At 48.7% G+C, this 18387-nt stretch carries 18 protein-coding genes, 1 other RNA gene and 1 pseudogene; 2 read left to right on the top strand and 18 right to left on the bottom strand.

Annotated elements, in window-relative coordinates:
• On the top strand, nucleotides 1-588 hold a 588-nt coding region (locus tag KNQ13_RS03220; RefSeq protein WP_214773185.1), incomplete at its 5' end, for a transposase.
• 21 nt (nucleotides 589-609) lie between these two features.
• On the opposite strand, the pseudogene KNQ13_RS03215 reads toward KNQ13_RS03220, so the two are convergent.
• From KNQ13_RS03215 to KNQ13_RS03155, 13 genes and pseudogenes are all read right to left on the bottom strand, one after another.
• Nucleotides 610-1344, bottom strand: a pseudogene (locus KNQ13_RS03215) (type I restriction-modification system subunit M N-terminal domain-containing protein); the annotation flags it as partial.
• A 142-nt stretch (nucleotides 1345-1486) separates the two neighbouring features.
• Nucleotides 1487-1845, bottom strand: a transfer-messenger RNA (tmRNA) gene (gene ssrA / locus KNQ13_RS03210).
• 58 nt (nucleotides 1846-1903) lie between these two features.
• Nucleotides 1904-2374, bottom strand: coding sequence for an SsrA-binding protein SmpB (gene smpB, locus KNQ13_RS03205; RefSeq protein WP_026830102.1), 471 nt, complete (start codon nucleotides 2372-2374; stop codon nucleotides 1904-1906).
• 32 nt (nucleotides 2375-2406) lie between these two features.
• Nucleotides 2407-4767, bottom strand: a complete 2361-nt coding sequence (gene rnr / locus KNQ13_RS03200; protein WP_209547974.1) for a ribonuclease R — start codon at nucleotides 4765-4767, stop codon at nucleotides 2407-2409.
• Nucleotides 4768-4781: 14 nt separating this feature from the next.
• Nucleotides 4782-5522 (bottom strand): alpha/beta hydrolase, encoded by a 741-nt coding sequence (locus KNQ13_RS03195; RefSeq protein WP_209547973.1) that lies wholly within the window; start codon nucleotides 5520-5522, stop codon nucleotides 4782-4784.
• A gap of 101 nt (nucleotides 5523-5623) precedes the next feature.
• The gene (gene secG / locus KNQ13_RS03190) at nucleotides 5624-5857 is read right to left on the bottom strand and encodes a preprotein translocase subunit SecG (RefSeq protein ID WP_012371248.1); all 234 of its coding nucleotides are present in this window, start codon (nucleotides 5855-5857) and stop codon (nucleotides 5624-5626) included.
• A gap of 141 nt (nucleotides 5858-5998) precedes the next feature.
• Entirely contained in the window at nucleotides 5999-6913 is a 915-nt protein-coding gene (rbsB, locus tag KNQ13_RS03185; RefSeq protein ID WP_014971150.1) for a ribose ABC transporter substrate-binding protein RbsB, read from the bottom strand.
• 27 nt (nucleotides 6914-6940) lie between these two features.
• Complete coding sequence (gene rbsC / locus KNQ13_RS03180; protein WP_051590459.1) at nucleotides 6941-7909, bottom strand: ribose ABC transporter permease; 969 nt, start codon at nucleotides 7907-7909, stop codon at nucleotides 6941-6943.
• A gap of 1 nt (nucleotide 7910) precedes the next feature.
• Complete coding sequence (locus KNQ13_RS03175) at nucleotides 7911-9389, bottom strand: sugar ABC transporter ATP-binding protein (RefSeq protein ID WP_209547972.1); 1479 nt, start codon at nucleotides 9387-9389, stop codon at nucleotides 7911-7913.
• A 12-nt stretch (nucleotides 9390-9401) separates the two neighbouring features.
• Nucleotides 9402-9791: a D-ribose pyranase gene (gene rbsD / locus KNQ13_RS03170; RefSeq protein WP_209547971.1), complete on the bottom strand. Its 390-nt coding sequence runs from the start codon at nucleotides 9789-9791 to the stop codon at nucleotides 9402-9404.
• Entirely contained in the window at nucleotides 9788-10666 is an 879-nt protein-coding gene (gene rbsK, locus KNQ13_RS03165; protein ID WP_209547970.1) for a ribokinase, read from the bottom strand. The genes rbsD and rbsK overlap by 4 nt, the downstream gene beginning before the upstream one ends.
• Nucleotides 10663-11643: a LacI family DNA-binding transcriptional regulator gene (locus KNQ13_RS03160; RefSeq protein WP_026830107.1), complete on the bottom strand. Its 981-nt coding sequence runs from the start codon at nucleotides 11641-11643 to the stop codon at nucleotides 10663-10665. Before KNQ13_RS03160 ends, rbsK begins: the two co-directional genes overlap by 4 nt.
• A 157-nt stretch (nucleotides 11644-11800) precedes the next feature.
• On the bottom strand, nucleotides 11801-12133 hold the full coding sequence (locus tag KNQ13_RS03155; protein ID WP_209547969.1) for a hypothetical protein: 333 nt from the start codon (nucleotides 12131-12133) through the stop codon (nucleotides 11801-11803).
• Between the two features lie 134 nt (nucleotides 12134-12267).
• On the opposite strand from KNQ13_RS03155, the gene KNQ13_RS03150 reads away from it, so the two are divergent.
• Complete coding sequence (locus tag KNQ13_RS03150; RefSeq protein ID WP_071498796.1) at nucleotides 12268-12588, top strand: hypothetical protein; 321 nt, start codon at nucleotides 12268-12270, stop codon at nucleotides 12586-12588.
• A gap of 512 nt (nucleotides 12589-13100) precedes the next feature.
• Here KNQ13_RS03150 and KNQ13_RS03145 read toward each other — a convergent pair.
• The 5 genes from KNQ13_RS03145 to tpiA form a co-directional block, all read right to left on the bottom strand.
• The gene (locus KNQ13_RS03145) at nucleotides 13101-13355 is read right to left on the bottom strand and encodes a hypothetical protein (protein ID WP_209547968.1); all 255 of its coding nucleotides are present in this window, start codon (nucleotides 13353-13355) and stop codon (nucleotides 13101-13103) included.
• Between the two features lie 13 nt (nucleotides 13356-13368).
• Entirely contained in the window at nucleotides 13369-14271 is a 903-nt protein-coding gene (locus KNQ13_RS03140; protein ID WP_209547967.1) for an acyl-ACP desaturase, read from the bottom strand.
• Nucleotides 14272-14689: 418 nt separating this feature from the next.
• Nucleotides 14690-15991 (bottom strand): phosphopyruvate hydratase, encoded by a 1302-nt coding sequence (gene eno / locus KNQ13_RS03135; RefSeq protein ID WP_209547966.1) that lies wholly within the window; start codon nucleotides 15989-15991, stop codon nucleotides 14690-14692.
• Nucleotides 15992-16067: 76 nt separating this feature from the next.
• Nucleotides 16068-17615 carry a 2,3-bisphosphoglycerate-independent phosphoglycerate mutase gene (gene gpmI / locus KNQ13_RS03130; RefSeq protein ID WP_209547965.1) on the bottom strand — a complete coding sequence of 516 codons (1548 nt, stop codon included), beginning with the start codon at nucleotides 17613-17615 and terminating at the stop codon, nucleotides 16068-16070.
• Nucleotides 17616-18368 carry a triose-phosphate isomerase gene (gene tpiA / locus KNQ13_RS03125; RefSeq protein WP_014971162.1) on the bottom strand — a complete coding sequence of 251 codons (753 nt, stop codon included), beginning with the start codon at nucleotides 18366-18368 and terminating at the stop codon, nucleotides 17616-17618. It abuts the gene before it with no gap.
• Nucleotides 18369-18387: the final 19 nt, after the last annotated feature.

Genomic DNA, 18387 nt, shown 5'->3' with positions numbered 1-18387 from the left:
CAAGGTGTACTGGGAGATGTTCGTTCTGTCGTCAGTGATTTTGCACCTGCGATGGCGAAGGCAACTACTCGTGTCTTCCCGAATGCAGCGCATGTGCTGGATCGTTTTCATCTCATCCAGTTCTTTACGGATGCTCTTCGCCGCCGGCGTCGTTTTTTGAACGAGGCAAGACGCCATCATCATGTTCGTGTGATTGATCGTGCTCTCGCTTGTCGTCCGGAAGCATTGGCTCTTGAAGATCGAGAGGTCGCCCATTCTTGTATTCTAGAAGACTCGTTTACCCGGGATCTTTATCAAGGACTCCAACATATTCGATATGTGTTGAAAGCAACGTGCGACGGGCAGGCATGCCGAAGACTGAAAGACTGGCTGGAACGTTATCAATTTCATCCATGCGGACCTCTTGCGAAAATCGCGAAAGCGATTCGTGGCCGTGAAGAAGCGATGCGTCAAACCATTGTATCGACACTATCGAATGGGAAAATGGAAGGGACGAACAATAAGATTAAGCTCATTAAACGTCGTGGTTATGGCTACCGAAACCTCGAACGATTCTTTTTGAGATTGCACCTTGAGCTTGGTCGTTAAAATAGCAACCACGTGTTATGGTGATGAGCCATTTATTTCTTGTCCGAAAAACTCTAAATGTGCTGTTGGATTTACACTTCCAATATACTCTTGTGCAACAGATCCCATACCTCCTGTACCAGCTGCTGCATCATACAACGTTTGTGTTAAGCCAGGCTTCGTTAAGATATTTGCATCATCGTGTAAAAACAAAAGATGCGTCATTAAACGAATCACTTCGCGTGGTGTATAATGATCTCCTGCTTCTGCATTTTCGTTGAAACGACGAATTAATTCCTCAAACACATATCCCATTTCAATATTTGAAACAGTCTCAGGGTGTAAGTCGATTTCGCTAAAACGCTTTATTGTTAAATAAAGTAAATTGTTTTGATCCAATTTATCGATTTGGCGATCAAATTCAAAATGTTCCATGATATCACGTGCAACTTTTGAAAAACCATTTATGTAGTCACGTAAGTTATCAGCAATGTTATCTGAATCACTTAACAATTTACTAAAATCAAATTTACTTATATTATGGAAGCTTTGTTTAGAAGCACGATTTAAAATTGGTTCACGCGCCTCCTCTGACATACTAGAAAACTGTTCTGCTTTTGCTAATACTTCTTCTTTTGTACTTTCTAACACGCAGTCAAAGCGGCGTAAAACAGCTAACGGTAGTACAATTTTACCGTAGTCTTCTGGTTTATACGGTCCACGTAAAATCTCAGCTATTGACCAGATGAAGCCTACTTTATCTTGGAAGTTAATCATAGTAATACCTCTTTTTTAATTTTTTTTACTAATTTCTCAAACTAAAGGGATAAAGCAAAAATCTAAATAAAGTATAAAAGAAAAGGCCAAAACCCCTTATCTTTCAGGTGTTTTGACCTTTTGAAATCCTAAAGATTTCAGGGTATGGAGACGGTGGGAGTCGAACCCACGTCCGAAGGCATCGTATACTTAAGCTTCTACGTGTGTAGTCAATTTATTGGGATCTCGTCGTCAGGCTGCCAATTGACAGGCGTCCGTCCGACCAGTCTGATTCCATCTCTTCTCTTTCCCTCCAGACGGAAGGGTCCAAGCGTAGCCTGTTTAAAGTGAGACCCTAGAAATCAGCCGACCAGGCGACGGCTGCTAGGATCCGTAGTAGCTATTAAGCTGCTGTGAGTTGTGTGTTAGTTTTGCCAGTTATGGCTGATGCGTTTTAACGAGGCCGACCCCTCGACACGCCACAGAAGACCGAACTACCCCCGTCGAATCCGTAACGTCCCCAAGATATAAAATTGGGGCTTTCCGAATACTATTATAATAGCAGAAAAGTGTTACGGGTTCAATACTTTTGCTTGTCGCGTAACGCACGGTCGATATCACGCTTCGCATCCTTCTTCTTCAGATCGTCGCGTTTGTCGAATTTCTTCTTCCCGCGTCCGAGTCCGATCAGACATTTCGCGTAGCCGTTCTTGATGTAGACCTTCAGTGGCACGATCGTATAGCCATCGCGCGAGACGAGTCCCATCAGGTTTGCGATCTGTTTTTTGTGCAGCAACAGTTTCCGCGGACGGAGCAGTTCGTGGTTGTACCGGTTCCCCTGTTCGAAGTGGGCGATGTTCGAGTTCCAGAGAATCGCTTCCCCGCCATCGAAGCGGACGAACGCGTCAGCGATACTGATCTTGCCTTTACGGACCGATTTGATTTCGGTTCCCGTCAGGACGAGACCCGCTTCGATCGTATCTTCAATCGCATAATCAAACGACGCCCGTTTGTTGTTCGCTAATACTTTTGAACTTGTACCTTTTGGCATCTCTCTTCCACCACATTTCTAAACAGAAGCGCTTATGGGCGCTTCCGTTTTTTATTCGAGACCGCTTTATGGAACGGCGGTTTGTCCTTCTTGTCTTTCCCGGCGAATCCTTTACCTTTTGATTGCTCGTTCGGTTTCCCTGGACGTTTCGACTTCCCGCCGCGGCGGTCGTCTTTCTTGTCGTCGCGTTTTTGTCCCGGACGTCCGCCTGTTGAACGGATCGTCTTCGACTCAAAACGTTTTTTCGGTTGGCGTTCCGGCATCCCGACGACAGCAAAATCGATTGTCTTCTCATCGATGTTGACACCGGTGACTTTGATCTCGACGACGTCGCCGATCCGGAACTGTTGTTTCGTCCGTTCGCCCATCAATTGATAGTTCGCTTCGTCGTAACGGTAGAAGTCATCCGTCATCGCCTGGATGTGAACGAGTCCTTCGATCGTGTTCGGCAACTCGACGAACATGCCGAAGTTGGTCACCCCACTGACGACACCTTCAAACGTTTCGCCGATGTGTTGTTCCATATACTCGGCTTTCTTGAGCGCATTTGTTTCCCGCTCCGCATCGACGGCACGACGTTCCCGTTTTGAGGCGTGATCGGCGATTTCCGGCAGAATCGCAGCATAACGGTCCTGTGTCTTTTGCGATTTATCATTAAAGATGATGTACTCGCGCAGGAGACGGTGGACCATCAAGTCCGGATACCGGCGGATTGGTGACGTGAAGTGCGTGTAGAAATCGGTCGACAGACCAAAGTGACCAATCGGTTCGACGTCATATTTTGCTTGTTGGAGCGACCGTAACATGACCGTACTGACGACGGCTTCTTCCGGCTCGCCTTCAACCGCGTTTAAGATCGATTGCAACGTCTTCGGTGTGACCGACTCGCCTTTACGTTCGACGTTGATGCCGAAGTTGGCGATGAATTTAAAGAACGTGTCGAGACGTTCTGCTTTCGGCTCATCGTGAATCCGGTACATGAACGGCAGTTTTTGGTGCTGGACGTATTCAGCCACTGTTTCGTTCGCCGCAAGCATGAACTCTTCGATCAGCTTTTCGGCAACGGACCGTTCGCGTAAGATGATTTCGCTTGTCTTGCCTTCTTCGTTGACGAGGACTTTTGCTTCCGGGAAGTCGAAGTTAATCGCCCCACGGCGTGAGCGGCGTTCCCGGAGGATCGCAGCCAGTTCCGCCATCTGATCGAAGTTAGCGACGAGATCGTGATATTTCGCGATGACTTCTTCGTCTTCCCGTTCGATGATTTTCCGGACATCGGTATACGTCATCCGTTCCGTCGTCTTGATGACACTTTGTAAAATTTCCTGGTTAACGACAGCCCCGTTTTGATCGATTTCCATGATACAGCTCAGTGTTAAGCGATCAACGTGCGGGTTCAGTGAACAGATCCCGTTTGACAGACGGTGCGGAATCATCGGAATCACGCGGTCAACGAGATAGACACTTGTCCCGCGTTCGCGTGCTTCTTCGTCGAGCGGTGAATCTTCCTTGACATAATGTGAGACGTCGGCGATATGGACACCCAGCTCGTAGTTGCCGTTGCTGAGTTTCTTGACGTGGACGGCGTCGTCCAAGTCCTTCGCGTCCGCACCATCAATCGTGACCGTCAGTTCCTTGCGTAAGTCGACGCGACCGACGAGATCTTTCTCATCGATTTGATCCGGAATGTTGTTGGCTTCCGCAATCGCTGCATCCGAGAAGTCGACATTGATGCCGTGCTTGTGGACGATCGACAGGATATCGACACCCGGATCATTTTTATGCCCGATGATCTGTAAGACTTTTGCTGTTCCCGCGTAACGACCGTCCGGATACTTCGTGATCCGGGCGAGGACTTTATGTCCGTCGACCGCACCAAGCGTATCTTCGTCCGCGACGACCGGTAAAAACGTCAGCTTCGAGTCATCCGGTTCGATATAGGCGATCGATTCAATCCGTCCTTTTGGACTGACGAACGTCCCGACGAAATCGGCTGGTCCGCGTGAGAGAATCTTGAGCAACTTTCCTTCACGACGGTCCCCACCGTTTGATTCAGCAAAGACTTTGACGAGGACACGGTCACCGTTGTAGACGTTGCCGAGTTCCGGTGCCGGTAAGAAGATATCACCTGCTGAACCATCCTCCGGTGAGACGAATCCGAATCCACGTTGGTGGACGGAGATTTTTCCAGCGACTTGCCCGATTTGGGCCAGTGTCCCGTATTTGTTCGACCGGGTCCGCGCGACGAGCGCTTCTTCTTCGAGTGTGTTCAACGTCCGGATCAACTCTTTGAATTCGGTTGTATCCGACAGTTCTAATTTTTTCGTTAATTGATCAATCGACAACGGACGTTCTTCCGTCGTGATGACCTCTAGTATTCGTTCACGTAATTCCAACGTGACACCTCCAGTTAATGACTCCAGTTCAAGCCGTCCAAAAATTCATGGATGTCTTGGTGGAGCGTTTCTTTTTCTTTGTCGAGCGTAATGACATGACCTGAGTTCTCATACCAGATCAGCTCTTTTTGTAAGGCACTGACACCATCATGGATGATGTTCGCCGAATCCGTGTTGATCATATGATCGTTACGTGCCTGGACGACGAGGGTCGGTGCATAGACGTCTTCGAGTGAATCGCGTGTCTCTTTCAGCAAGGCTTGCAGATCTTTTAAGGTCGGCATCGGTTCGAAGACTGCCATCTCCTGTTCGATTTCTTCGACGGATTTTCCTTCTCGCTTCTTAAATTCTCTGGCATACTCCGTGACTCCTGCATACATGACGTCTTCACTTTTGATGTAGGCCGGCGCACACATCGGAATGACGGCCTTGACCGGACGATGCATCGAAAGCCGCAGCGACATGACACCGCCGAGCGACAGACCGCAGACCGCAATCTCATCGTATCCTTTGTCTTTTAACTCTTCGTAGCCGTCAAGGACGTCCTGCCACCAGTCGGCTGGCCCAGTCTTCGTCAGCTCTTCGGGTGGGGCCGCGTGCCCTTTATATTGTGGTGCCAGTGATGTATAACCGTGTTTTTGCAAGTAACGCCCGAGCATCCGGACATCGGCACTCGAACCGGTGAAGCCGTGTAACAACAGGACGGCCCGGTTACCACCTTCAAAAAAGAATGGTTTTGGTAATGTGATTTTCATAAAATGATTCCCCCTCTAACCCTATACCCCAAAATGAAAAAATAGAAATCGAGAAAATAAGAAAAAACGACAGCGCAAACGGACGGCTGTCGTTTCAATACTCACTTATAAAAAGCGACGAGTAACGCCAAAATAAAGAATAATGCCCCTAAGATAGACGCTACACGATTTAGGACCGCATCCAAGCCACGGGCTTTTTGGCGACCAAATAATTGTTCTGCCCCACCTGTCAATGCTCCGAGTCCAGCCGTACGGCCTGACATCAAGAGAACGACGATGATGAGAAGAACGGAAACGACGATGAGGCCGACAAGAGCCACGTTATGAATGATCATCGATGATCCTCCTTCAGTAATATACGCTTCTTTCATTATAGAGAAAAACAACTACGGGAACAAGGTATAGATTCAGGAAGTTCATCTTCCCTCCAAAAAAAACCAGCCGACTGACAAAATCAGACCGGCTGGCGATGACGCTTATTGTTTAATCAGGTCGAGTTCGACCGGAATGTTCTTCTCGACTGTCTCACCTTTGAGGTGTTTGATTGCAGTATCGATACCTGTTTTTCCGATTTCAGCCGGTTTCTGGGCAACTGTTCCTGCCATCTTACCGTCTTCGACCGCTTTGACGGCGTCGTCTGTTGCGTCAAAGCCGATGACTTTCACGTCTTCCATGCCCGCTGCTTTCAACGCTTCAACGGCACCAAGGGCCATTTCATCGTTGTGCGCGAAGACCGCTTTGATGTCTTTGTTGTTTTGCAGAATGTTTTCCATGACCGACAGACCTTTCGCCCGGTCAAAGTTTGCTGATTGTTTCGCGACGACGTCAAGCTTGCTGTCGACTGCCGCGTGGAACCCTTCGCCTCGGTCACGTGTTGCTGAAGCACCTGGAATACCTTCGAGTTCAACGACTTTCGCTTTATCGCCAACGAGTTCGATCATGTACTCACCCGCTTGTTTCCCACCTGCGACGTTATCCGACGCGATGTGCGCGATGACGTCACCAGCTTCTGCATTCCGGTCAACTGTGATGACCGGGATGTCAGCATCGTTTGCTGTTTGAACGGCTGCACCGACTGCTGCTGAATCCGTTGGGTTGATCAGGATGAGATCGACGTTCTTTTGAATCATGTCTTCGATGTCACTTGCTTGTTTCGCGGCATCATCCTGTGCATCCGCGACTTGCAGTGTTGCACCTTGTGCTTTTGCTTCTTTTTCTGCGCCTTCTTTGAGTGAGACGAAGAACGGGTTGTTGAGTGTCGAGATCGACAGACCAATCTTGAAATCTTTTGTTTTCTTCTCTTTTTCCGTGTCGCTGCCCGGTTGTTCCGTCGAACAGGCGGCTGCGAAGACCATTAACGCCATCATGACGAGTGCAAGTAGTTTTTTCATATCAATATCCTCCTTTTGGATGGTAAATCACGTAGTTTGTTTCCGGTCCGCGAGTACCGCGAACAGGATGACGAGCCCTTTGACGACAAGCTGGAAGAACGAGGAGACGCCAAGTAAATTCAGTCCATTATTGAGTGTCCCGATGATCAAGGCACCGATCAACGTCCCGACGATCCAACCGCGTCCACCGGATAAGCTGGTCCCGCCGAGGACGACCGCGGCGATCGCATCGAGTTCGTACGATGTTCCGGCTGTCGGTTGCGCCGAGTTGAGGCGCGACGTCAAGATGATCCCGGCGAGTGCTGCCATTAGACCAGACAACGAATAAATCATGATTTTTACTTTGTTGACTTGAATCCCCATCAGTTTTGCCGCTTCTTCATTACCGCCAATCGCGTACGTATAACGGCCGAACGTCGTTTTCTTCAGGATGAAGTACAGCACGGCGAAGGCGATCAACATCGTCACGACCGGGACCGGGAAGATCCAGATGTAGCCGCGACCGAACAATTCGAACCAGCCGCCCTGGCTGAGTCCGGTGATTGGTTTTCCGTCCGTGTAGACGAGCGTCAGACCACGGAAGATCGTCATCGTCGCGAGTGTCGCGATGAACGGTGCGACTTTCCCGAGTGAGATGACCATTCCGTTTAACGCACCCATGATTGCGCCGACGATCAATCCGGCGAGGACGGCGAGAATCGCCGACGTTCCGTCCGTCATCAGACCGGCGACGAACGCGGATGACAACGCAAGAATCGAACCGACCGATAAGTCGATCCCGCCCGTTAAGATGACGAATGTCATCCCGAAGGCAATCAAGGCATTGATCGAAACTTGGCGTAAGATGTTGAATAAGTTATTAAGTGTTAAAAAGTCCGGTTCCATGATCGAGACGACGAGAATGATGGCGAACAGTCCGGCGAGCGGACCGAGCTTTTGACCAATCCCGAGTCGTCTCGGTTTCTTTTCCGTCAGTTTTCCTTGCATCAATTCCATGTCATTGTCCTCCTGTCGCAAGCGTCATGATACTTTCTTGCGTGGCCTCTTGTTGGTTGAGCATGCCGCTCACTTGCCCTTCCCGCATCACATAGACGCGGTCACTCATCCCGAGAATTTCCGGGAGGTCCGAACTGATCATGATGATCGCGACACCAGATGCAGCGAGTTCGTTCATGATCAGGTAAATTTCTTTTTTCGCCCCGACGTCGACACCGCGTGTCGGTTCGTCGAGAATCAGCACATCCGGTTTCGTCCCAAGCCATTTCGCGAGAACAACCTTTTGCTGGTTCCCGCCTGACAACGACTTCGCCGGTTGATCCATCGAACTGTGCCGGACGGACAGCGACTTGAGATAGCCTTCCGCGAACTGGCGCTCCGATTGATCGGAGATGACACCGGACTTCGATAACGACCGGATCGTCGGCAAGGAGATGTTTTCCCGGAGTGAAAAGTCGAGGAATAATCCTTCGCCTTTTCGGTCTTCGGTCAAAAATCCAAGTCCTTGTTTGATCGCATCATGCGGCGATTTGATTTTGATGACGTTGCCGTTTAAGGCGATTGTTCCTGCCTTCAGCCGATCGACCCCAAACAAGCCGCGCATGACTTCCGTTCGTCCTGCTCCCATCAAGCCGGAAAAGCCGACGATTTCACCGGCCCGGACTGAAAACGACACGTCTTCGAACCGTTTGCCGGTCGCGCCTGTCACTTCAAGAACCGTCTGACCGAGCGTGACTTGGCGTTCCGGATACCGTTCGCCCATCTCGCGTCCGACCATCTCACGGACGATCTGTTCGAACGACGTCTCAGCGATCCTGTGTGTCGAAACGGAGACGCCGTCGCGTAAGACCGTGATCCGGTCACACAGTTCAAAGATTTCTTCCATCCGGTGTGAGATATAGACGATCGAGACGCCTTGCGCCCGCAGTGCCGTCGCGACACTGAACAAGGCGCGGATTTCACGCTCCGTCAAGGCCGCTGTCGGTTCATCCATGATGATAACCTTCGCGTCCGTCATCAACGCTTTCGCGATCTCGATCATCTGTTGTTGTCCGACCGATAACGTCCGGGCGAGCTGATTGACATCCATGAAGACGTTCAGCTCCGCCAGCTCGCGTTCCGCAAGCCGTTTCATCTCTGCCTGCTTCAAGACACCGAACCGTGATTTCAGTTCCCGTCCGAGAAACAGGTTTTCCGTGACCGTTAAGTCGGGCAGAATGTTCAGTTCCTGGTGAATGAAGGCAATCCCCGCTTCTTCCGCGAGTTTCGGATTTTTATAATGTTGCCCGACTCCATCGACTTGAATCGTTCCTTCATCGGCTTTATGAACACCGGTCAGGATTTTCATCAGCGTCGATTTCCCCGCTCCGTTTTCACCCATCAAGGCATGAATCTCACCTGTCATAAGCGTAAAGTCGACACCCTTCAAGACGGGCACGGGACCAAACGCTTTTGTGATACCTGTCATCTCAATTTGCATCGTGCTTCCCCCTTAAAAAATGACGCCGGCGTGTAGGATGACGTTGGCATACGGTGTCGCTTCCCCCGTCCGGATGATGACTTTTGCCTGTTTCGTCAGTTCCTTGAATGCTTCATGCGAGACGTAGTCTTGCGGGACGTCGAGTTGAGTGATGACATCTAACGCAGCAACGTTCGTGTCTTTGATTTCCGTTGCCAAGGTCACCTGTTCGATTGCCATGTCACTCGCGACGATCCGGACGACATCGGCAAATGATGGTGTTCCGAGTTCGAGCGCTAAATCAATCCGCTTGACGCCGTCCGGAATCGGTAGACCGCAGTCGGCAATGACGACGGTATCCGTATGACCGAGATCCGTTAAGACCTTACTGATATGACTGTTTAAAATACCGTGTCGTTTCATACTTCAACCTCCATCTGTTCCCGTGTCGGCATGCCGCCTTGTGCGCCGAGTGCCCGGACAGACATGCCGGCTGCCTTGTTCGCAAAGCGAATCGCTTCTGTCAAGGGTCTTCCTTCCGTCAAAGCTACAGCGAGAGCCCCGTTGAACGTATCCCCGGCTCCCGTCGTATCGACGACCGTGGTTGCGATGGCAGGCACCGTCACGATGTCTTGACCGTCATAAAAACGTGCTCCGCGGCTACCTTCTGTGACAATCAATTTATTCGGATACTGGCTTAACCAATGTTCGAGTGACTGCTGTTGTCCGAAAATCAAGCCACATTCATGTTCGTTTGGTGTCAGGTAGGTCACGTCTTCGAGCAACTCGTCGTCAAGGACGATGGCTGGCGCCGGATTCAAAACGACGGGAATGCCGTGTGTCTTGCCGTAACGCGCCACCTGCTTGACGGTTGCCAGTGGAATTTCGAGCTGCAGTAAAATCATGTCCGCCTGACCAAGTAAGCTGTCGAGCTGGCTCTCGTCATAGACGACCGCCAAGTTCGCCGATTGGACGACGACGATTGAATTGTCGCCTTCCGCAAGCGTGATGTGTGCCGTTCCGGTCCGTTCATTCGCAATCGTCTGCAGATGCGTCGTCCCGACCTGTTCCGTCTCGAAGTTCTGACGGATCGCGACGCCGTTCGCATCATCGCCGATACACCCGACCATCTCGACGTTTCCGCCAAGCCGCGCGATCGCGACGGCCTGGTTCGCTCCCTTGCCTCCAGGTACGGTATGGAAGGCGGATCCGATGACCGTTTCTCCTGCTGACGGACGACGATCGCTTTCGACGACCAGGTCCATCGAGATACTGCCGACTACACTAATTTGTTTCATGACTGTTCACCCTTCCGCTTCGTCGTTTCTCGTTCGATGACTTCGACCATCAATTCATGATGGACGGCCGCAATCTCTTTTCCTTCAATCCGTTGAATCAATAACTTCGCCGCGAGTTCCCCCATCTGATAGATCGGTTGGGCAATCGTCGTCAACGGCGGGGAAATCATCTGCCCCAGTTCAATGCCGTCGTACCCGATGACCTGTAACTGCTCGGGAATCGCGATGCCTCGTTCTGCCGCGACTTGGATCGTCGCTGCGGCGATGACATCGTTTGCCGCAAAGATCCCATTACAGTCGTAATGATCAAATAAGTAATTGGCGGCTCCGAGTGCACCCTGAAAATGAAACGGTGACTCGATACTTGCGACAAGATGTTTCCCGGCGACTTCTTCAAATCCATCCCGGCGTTTTCGGATCGTCGGTAACTTTGACGGACCACTGATAACGACGAGCTCTGTTGCGCCATGCTCCAGTAGGAACTGGGCTGCCTTTTTCCCGCCGTCATAGCCGTTTGACGTGACGGTCGGGATCGCGCCTTGTAACACACGGTCAAGAGCGACGATCGGTACTTCGATCTCTTCATAGTTCGGATTGTTCGAATAGTTCGTCGTAATGATCAAGCCGTCGATATGCATCGCTTCGAGCGATTGAATATATTCCTGTTCTTTCTGAAACTGTTCATCCGTGTTACATAAAATCACCTGAAAACCATGTTGATGTGCCATATCTTCCACAGCTCGAGCGAGTTGTGGGAAAAACGGGTTCGTGATGTCCGGCACGATCAATCCGATCAATCCTGACCGTTTTTGAAACAACGACCGGGCAACCCGGTTCGGTCGGTAATCGAGCTGTTTAATCGCTTGCAGGACCGCCGTCCTTGCTTTTTCACTGACATATCCTTTTTCATTCATGACGCGTGATACCGTCGCCACGGAGACATTGGCCACTTTCGCTACTTCCCGGATGGTCGACATATTCGCCACCTCTTTCTTTTGATAACGCTTACAATATGTATCATATTGTGTAACCGGTTACACATCAATCCTTTTTGTTAAAATATATTTTATTTTTTTGTGAAATCGACAAAAAAGTCCGATCAAACGTCGTATGACAACGTTTTCCCGGACTTCTTCAGCTCTTCGGATGGCTTTTTTGGTACACCCGTCGACATAACGCAACAAGAAAAGCTATGATGGCGAGCGGTTCCAGTAAGTAAATCAATAGGAACGTAATATCGATGACGGCATCTTCCGGGTTATAACGCAGAATATAGATCGCTCCAGGCAGCAGCGCCGTCAGACCTGCGACTCCGAGAACCGTTCCAAGAATCATGCTTTGATACGAAAAGCGACTCGTAATCTGATAGAGACCGATAAAAAAGATCAGTTCCGTAAAGTAAATGATCCGTAATTGAATCTCATCGATTGTGGGGTCCATACCCAGAAATAAATAACGAAACAGCATGTCACTCCCCCCTTACTTCATTCTCTACCCGGATATCCGCTCTCTTAATGCAGAGATTCCAGTTTGTCTGCATATCCCATCTGACTTTAGGGAATAGCTTACCGTACTAGTACTTATAGAAAGTTGGGGTTTGGATGAAAGAAGATCACTCGATGAAAGTCGTCAGTTGTCTCAACGACTTTTTTCAACGAAACGAAGAACCACTCCAGGTCGATATCTTGCGTGGCCTTCCTCCCGTCGTCCTATTGTTGAAGGACGAAGCCAAACGTTCCTTCGCAGCGGAAGCGAACCTGCACGATGAATTACTCAGCGATATCAAACGTCTCGTTCAGGAATGTCTCGATCCGCAGACATTACGTGAACTCGATATCGATGTCGACTTACCCGAGTTCTTCGTCACGCGTGCTCCGCTCTATTCTGCCCATCATTACCTCGTTACGTTTATCGAGGATTGATCTCAAGGAGTGTAATTCCATTTTGATACTACGGGATTCGACGTTTAGTCGGGTCTCGTTTTTTTACGTTTGTCAAAAATCATTCATTCGCTCGCTTTTCTAGGGCGGAACGCGAGCCGCGGATTTCTTTCAGATCTCCGGATCTCGCCTGTCCCTAACGGAAGCGTTGCTTCCTTCTCCCTTAGAAGTCGAGCTATGAATGATTTTTTTGCTTTTCTATACAACTGTTATCACGCGTTTCACGCGACTCCTACAGGAAAAAGCGCAAGCCTGCTTGCGCTGTCAGAGACAAACAAGACCCGATTCCCTGCCTGACTGAGGTAGGGAAACTGGCTTGTGTCTCGCCTGAGGAAAGCGCGTGAAAAAAAGCGTGATTCCTAAAAAACCTATACGATTTACTATGCCGCCTCAGAAAAGCGGGCGAACGGCTAGTTTTGTCAATCAACACGCAACGCAAAAAAACAGCCCTCCGCCAAGCGGAAGACTGTCGACTCAATCCATAGATCGGGTAATTAATTTTCAACCTCAAGAATAGCCTCGATTTCTGCTTCGACCTCTTTATTCACCATCTGCGAACGTTTTTTTCTCAATTCAAGATCCATTTCTTGATCAATGAAAGTGTTCGTATGGTTGTCAAAACAACTGTAACAAATCGAATAAAAGTCTTTTTCCTCTGTCTTCAACGAATTAAATTCCCACGTATTCAGTTCCAAATAACTGACTTGGTTATTCGTTTCTTTTCCGCATATTTCACACGTCATTTTCATTATTCTCCCCTCGTCATGCATCGATCTTCGTTTTTGCTAATTGGCGATCCTTGATGCGTTTCAAACGTCCGTGATATTTCATGATGTTCGCTTGTGATTGTTTGGCCTCTTCGCTCGTAGGTTCCAAGTTGGCAATGTCCCAGTATTTCACGACGACATCTAATACCTGGTCAAAGTATTGGAGTGGTCCATAATTCGTATCGATCGCAATGGTTTTCATGCGCTCGGTAAAGTCCGGCATGATGGCACCCGGCATCGAGAAATTGATGATGACATCTTCAAAGAACACGATGAAGTTCGGATCGAGTTCAAGGTGGGCCTTCACTGTATCGCGGTAGAACGCATAATGAAGGGCTTCGTCTTTCGCTAAACGGCGAAGCAGTGTCGCTAAATCTTTATCGTGAGCCCCTGCTACCTTCGCTACGTTATTATAGAAAACAAGTGTCGCCAGTTCTTGCAGTGACGTGTAGGCCATGGTCGCTAAAGGATTCGTGAAGTCCGGGAACCAACCACTTTCAACGACGCGTCTTCTTAATTGATGCAATCGTGTCGGATTGACGTTTCGTGTCACGAGTAAATACGTTTCCAGTAAGCTCGAGTGCTGGTCTTCTTCCGCCGTCCACGTGCGGACGAAATCATTGATGACTTCCATCGAATTTTTAAAGGTGTAATCCAAATGTGACGTATACCAAGGTAAGTTCACTTCTGTCAGTAATGCGGTTTCTACTGCAACGATGACACCTTCCGGAAGCGTGACTTGACTCTCCTCCCAAGGAACCCGTTTAAACGACATCGCCTTGTCCCAGGGAATGAATTCGTGATAGCTCCAGTCAATATTGGCAGAGCGCTCCTTATGTAAGCGATACAGTTCTTTAATACGTGGTTCTAAGCGTATATCTAAATCTGAATTTAGCATGATCATTTCTCCTTTAGATGTTTTTTGAACCTTAACCCGTTCAAATGTATTTAAGCCTTATAATGATTGTACTTCAACTTATTTATAACTATAACATTTTAATGACCAGGTAGTAAAAAATAAGTATTCGTAAATTTGGTTTTTTAACGGTTGGAACTGAATGACGTTGGTATGATCGATCGAGACCGTCTGTTTCGAGTCATTTCTGATTTTAGATCGAACTCAAATTCCTTTAAAAAATCAATCATGAACATAAAAAAACCTCCTATTCGTGTGTATACATCACACATAAATAGGAGGTTTTAGCTGCAGTCCTTGTACGATTTAGTTCATGTTTCTGTCTTAAATAGCTCAGAATCACCAAACATATAGTGTACAACAAACTTTAGACCATCATTCTGTCGACTCAATCCATCAATTATTTGTTGAGGTTTTTGAGGTTGTAGAATGATTTGATTCCGTCGTAGACAGCAACATCTGAAAGCATGTCTTCGATGCGGAGAAGTTGGTTGTATTTCGCGATACGGTCTGTACGTGAAAGTGAACCTGTTTTGATTTGACCAGCGTTTGTCGCAACAGCGATGTCCGCGATCGTTGAATCTTCTGTTTCACCAGAACGGTGAGAAACGACTGCTGTGTAACCAGCTTTTTTCGCCATTTCGATTGCGTCGAATGTTTCAGTCAACGTACCGATTTGGTTCACTTTGATGAGGATCGAGTTCGCGATGCCTTTTTCGATACCTTCAGCAAGTTTCTCTGTGTTCGTTACGAACAAGTCATCCCCAACGAGTTGGACTTTGTGTCCGATACGATCTGTAAGAAGTTTGTGGCCATCCCAGTCGTTTTCGTCACAGCCATCTTCGATTGAGATGATTGGGTATTTGTCAACGAGTTGTGCGTAGAATTCAACAAGCTCTTCTGTTGAAAGGATTTTGCCTTCGCCAGCGAGGTTGTATTTTCCAGCTGCTTTGTCGTAGAACTCAGAAGAAGCAACGTCCATTGCAAGGTAAACATCTTCGCCTGCTTTGTAGCCAGCTTTTTCGATTGCTTCAAGGATAACTGTGATTGCTTCTTCGTTTGATTTCAAGTTTGGAGCGAATCCACCCTCGTCACCAACTGATGTGTTAAGACCCATTCCGCTAAGAACTGATTTCAACGCGTGGAAGATTTCAGCACCCATACGAAGTGCTTCTTTGAATGTTGGAGCTCCAACAGGCATGATCATGAACTCTTGGAAATCAACGTTGTTGTCTGCGTGTGATCCACCGTTGATGATGTTCATCATTGGAGTTGGCAATGTTTTCGCGTTGAATCCACCGAGGTATGTGTAAAGTGGAAGACCAAGCTCATCTGCAGCAGCACGTGCAGCAGCCATTGAGATACCAAGGATCGCGTTAGCGCCGAAGTTTCCTTTGTTTTTTGTACCGTCGAGGTCGATCATCTTTTTGTCGATTCCTGCTTGGTCGAAGACATCGTAACCGATGATTTCAGGTGCTAATTTTTCGTTGACGTTGTCAACTGCTTTTAAGACACCTTTACCGAGGTAACGTGATTTGTCGCCATCGCGAAGTTCAACTGCTTCGTGCTCACCAGTAGATGCGCCTGATGGGACGAGTGCGCGACCAAAGCCGCCGTCTTCTGTATATACTTCTACTTCTACCGTTGGGTTACCGCGTGAGTCAAGAATCTCGCGTGCATAAATCTCTGTAATCATTGACATTTAAATTCGCTCCTTTGTGTGTGGAAAAATTAGTTTTTACGTGTGAGGCAGAGAACAGGACGTTCCATCGACGGGATTATTTCTTTAATACGATGGATTGACCTGTCATTTCTGCCGGTTGGTCCGCATCCAACAGATAAAGCATCGTTGGTGCCAGATCCGCCAATGCACCGGTCAATGGCTCAAGGAGTTCGACGTCCTCGACTGTGACGATACATGGAACAGGTTCTGTCGTGTGCGCCGTCATCTTACTACCATCGGCATTCAGCACTTTGTCTGCATTCCCATGGTCCGCTGTGATGATGGCTGCGCCACCTTTACTGATGATCAAGTCAACGACTTTACCAAGACACTCATCGACGGCTTCGATTGCCTTGATTGTCGGCTCGAGCATACCGGAGTGACCGACCATATCAGGGTTCGCAAAGTTCAGCATGATGGCATCGTGTTTGTCCGAGTTGATCGCATCAATCAGTGCGTCCGTTACTTCGTAGACACTCATTTCTGGTTTCAAATCGTACGTCGCGACCTTTGGAGATGGGATCAAGATGCGATCCTCCCCTTCGTACGGCTCTTCACGTTGTCCGTTAAAGAAGAACGTGACGTGCGGATACTTTTCGGTTTCCGCAATCCGTAACTGGTGTAACCCTTGTTTCGACAATGTTTCACCAAGCGTGTTTTTGATGTCTTCTGGTGGGAAGACGATATCCGTATCAATCGCATCCGAATATTTCGTCATCGAGACGAGCAACAGGTTCTTCGGTGCGTTGTCCGGTAATGCAAAACCAGTGAAACCTGTTTTTTCTTTGTACGCCTTGGCGAGCTGAATCGCACGGTCCGGACGATAGTTGAAGAACATGATCGCATCATTGTCGTGGATCGGTGCTACTGGAGTACCGTCTTCCTGCACGACTACCGTTGGTTCAATGAACTCATCTGTTACGTCTGTTTTGTACGAAGCTTCGACCATTCCGATTGGATCGGTTGTTGTTGGACCCTCTGCGAACGTAATGACGTCATAGACTTTCTTGACGCGTTCCCAACGGTTATCGCGGTCCATCGCATAATAACGACCGGAGATACTCGCGAATTGTCCAACATTCAATTCGTCCATCTTCGCTTGTACGTCACGGAGGAAACCAGCACCCGACTGTGGATCACAGTCACGGCCGTCCGTGAACGCATGCAAGTAGACTTTTTTGATTTCGTGAAGTTTCGCGAACTCAAGCACTGCATACAAGTGATTGATATGACTGTGGATTCCACCATCAGAGACCAAACCGAAGATATGCAAAGCTGAACCGTATTTCTTCACGTGACCTGCCGCATCGTTCATCGCTTGACGCGAGAAGAACGAGCGATCCTTAATGGCATTGTTGATTCGGGATAGCGATTGATAGACGACGCGACCTGCCCCGATGTTCAGGTGACCCACTTCTGAGTTACCCATCTGACCGTCTGGCAAACCAACGTATGCACCTTTCGCATTCAACAACGTATGCGGGTATTGATTCCAGAAACGATCGAAGTTCGGTTTATTTGCCGCCGTAACGGCGTTTCCGAACTCCTCGTCACGCATACCGAAACCATCAAGGATGATCAGTGCGACTGGACGTTTTTTCATTTAAATCGCCTCCAACAGTTTGAGGAACGATCCTGTCTCGAGACTTGCGCCACCAACTAGAGCCCCGTCGATGTCAGGTTGAGCCATATATTCTTTGATGTTTTCCGGTTTAACGCTACCACCGTATTGGATACGGACCGCTTCAGCTGCTTCTGTACCGAATTCAGCCGCGACGACGTCACGAACGAATTTACAAGAATCTTGTGCATCTTGTTCTGTCGCTGATTTGCCTGTTCCGATTGCCCAGACAGGTTCGTATGCGACAACAAGATTTTTCACTTGATCGACTGTTAATCCTTTAAGGCTGTTTGCCGTTTGTTCACGGATGACTGACTCGAATTGACCGCCTTCGCGTTGTTCGAGTGTTTCACCGACACAAACGATTGGCACGAGACCGTGTTCGAATGCTTTTTTCGCTTTGCTGTTGATGAACGCATCTGTTTCACCAAAGTATTCACGGCGTTCTGAGTGACCGAGGATGACGTATGTCACGCCAAGATCTTTCAGCATGACCGGGCTGATTTCGCCTGTGTATGCGCCGCTTTCTTGGTCATACATGTTTTGAGCGCCGATTTTCAAGTCTGTTCCAGCTGCTGCTTCTGTCAAATGTGCAAGGAATACAGACGGTGCACAGACAGCCGCGTCGACTTTCGAAGAAGCGGGTACAGTTCCTTTGACTTCCTCAGCGAATGCGACAGCATCCTTGAGGCTAAGATTCATCTTCCAGTTACCTGCGATAATTGGTTTACGCATTAAAAACACTCCCTTGTGA

Source organism: Exiguobacterium sp. s128 (genome assembly GCF_018618815.1).
In the GTDB taxonomy this organism is placed as follows: Bacteria; Bacillota; Bacilli; order Exiguobacteriales; family Exiguobacteriaceae; genus Exiguobacterium_A; species Exiguobacterium_A antarcticum.
Note: the sequence above shows the minus strand (reverse complement) of the source record. Positions and strands in the feature narration are given on the sequence as shown.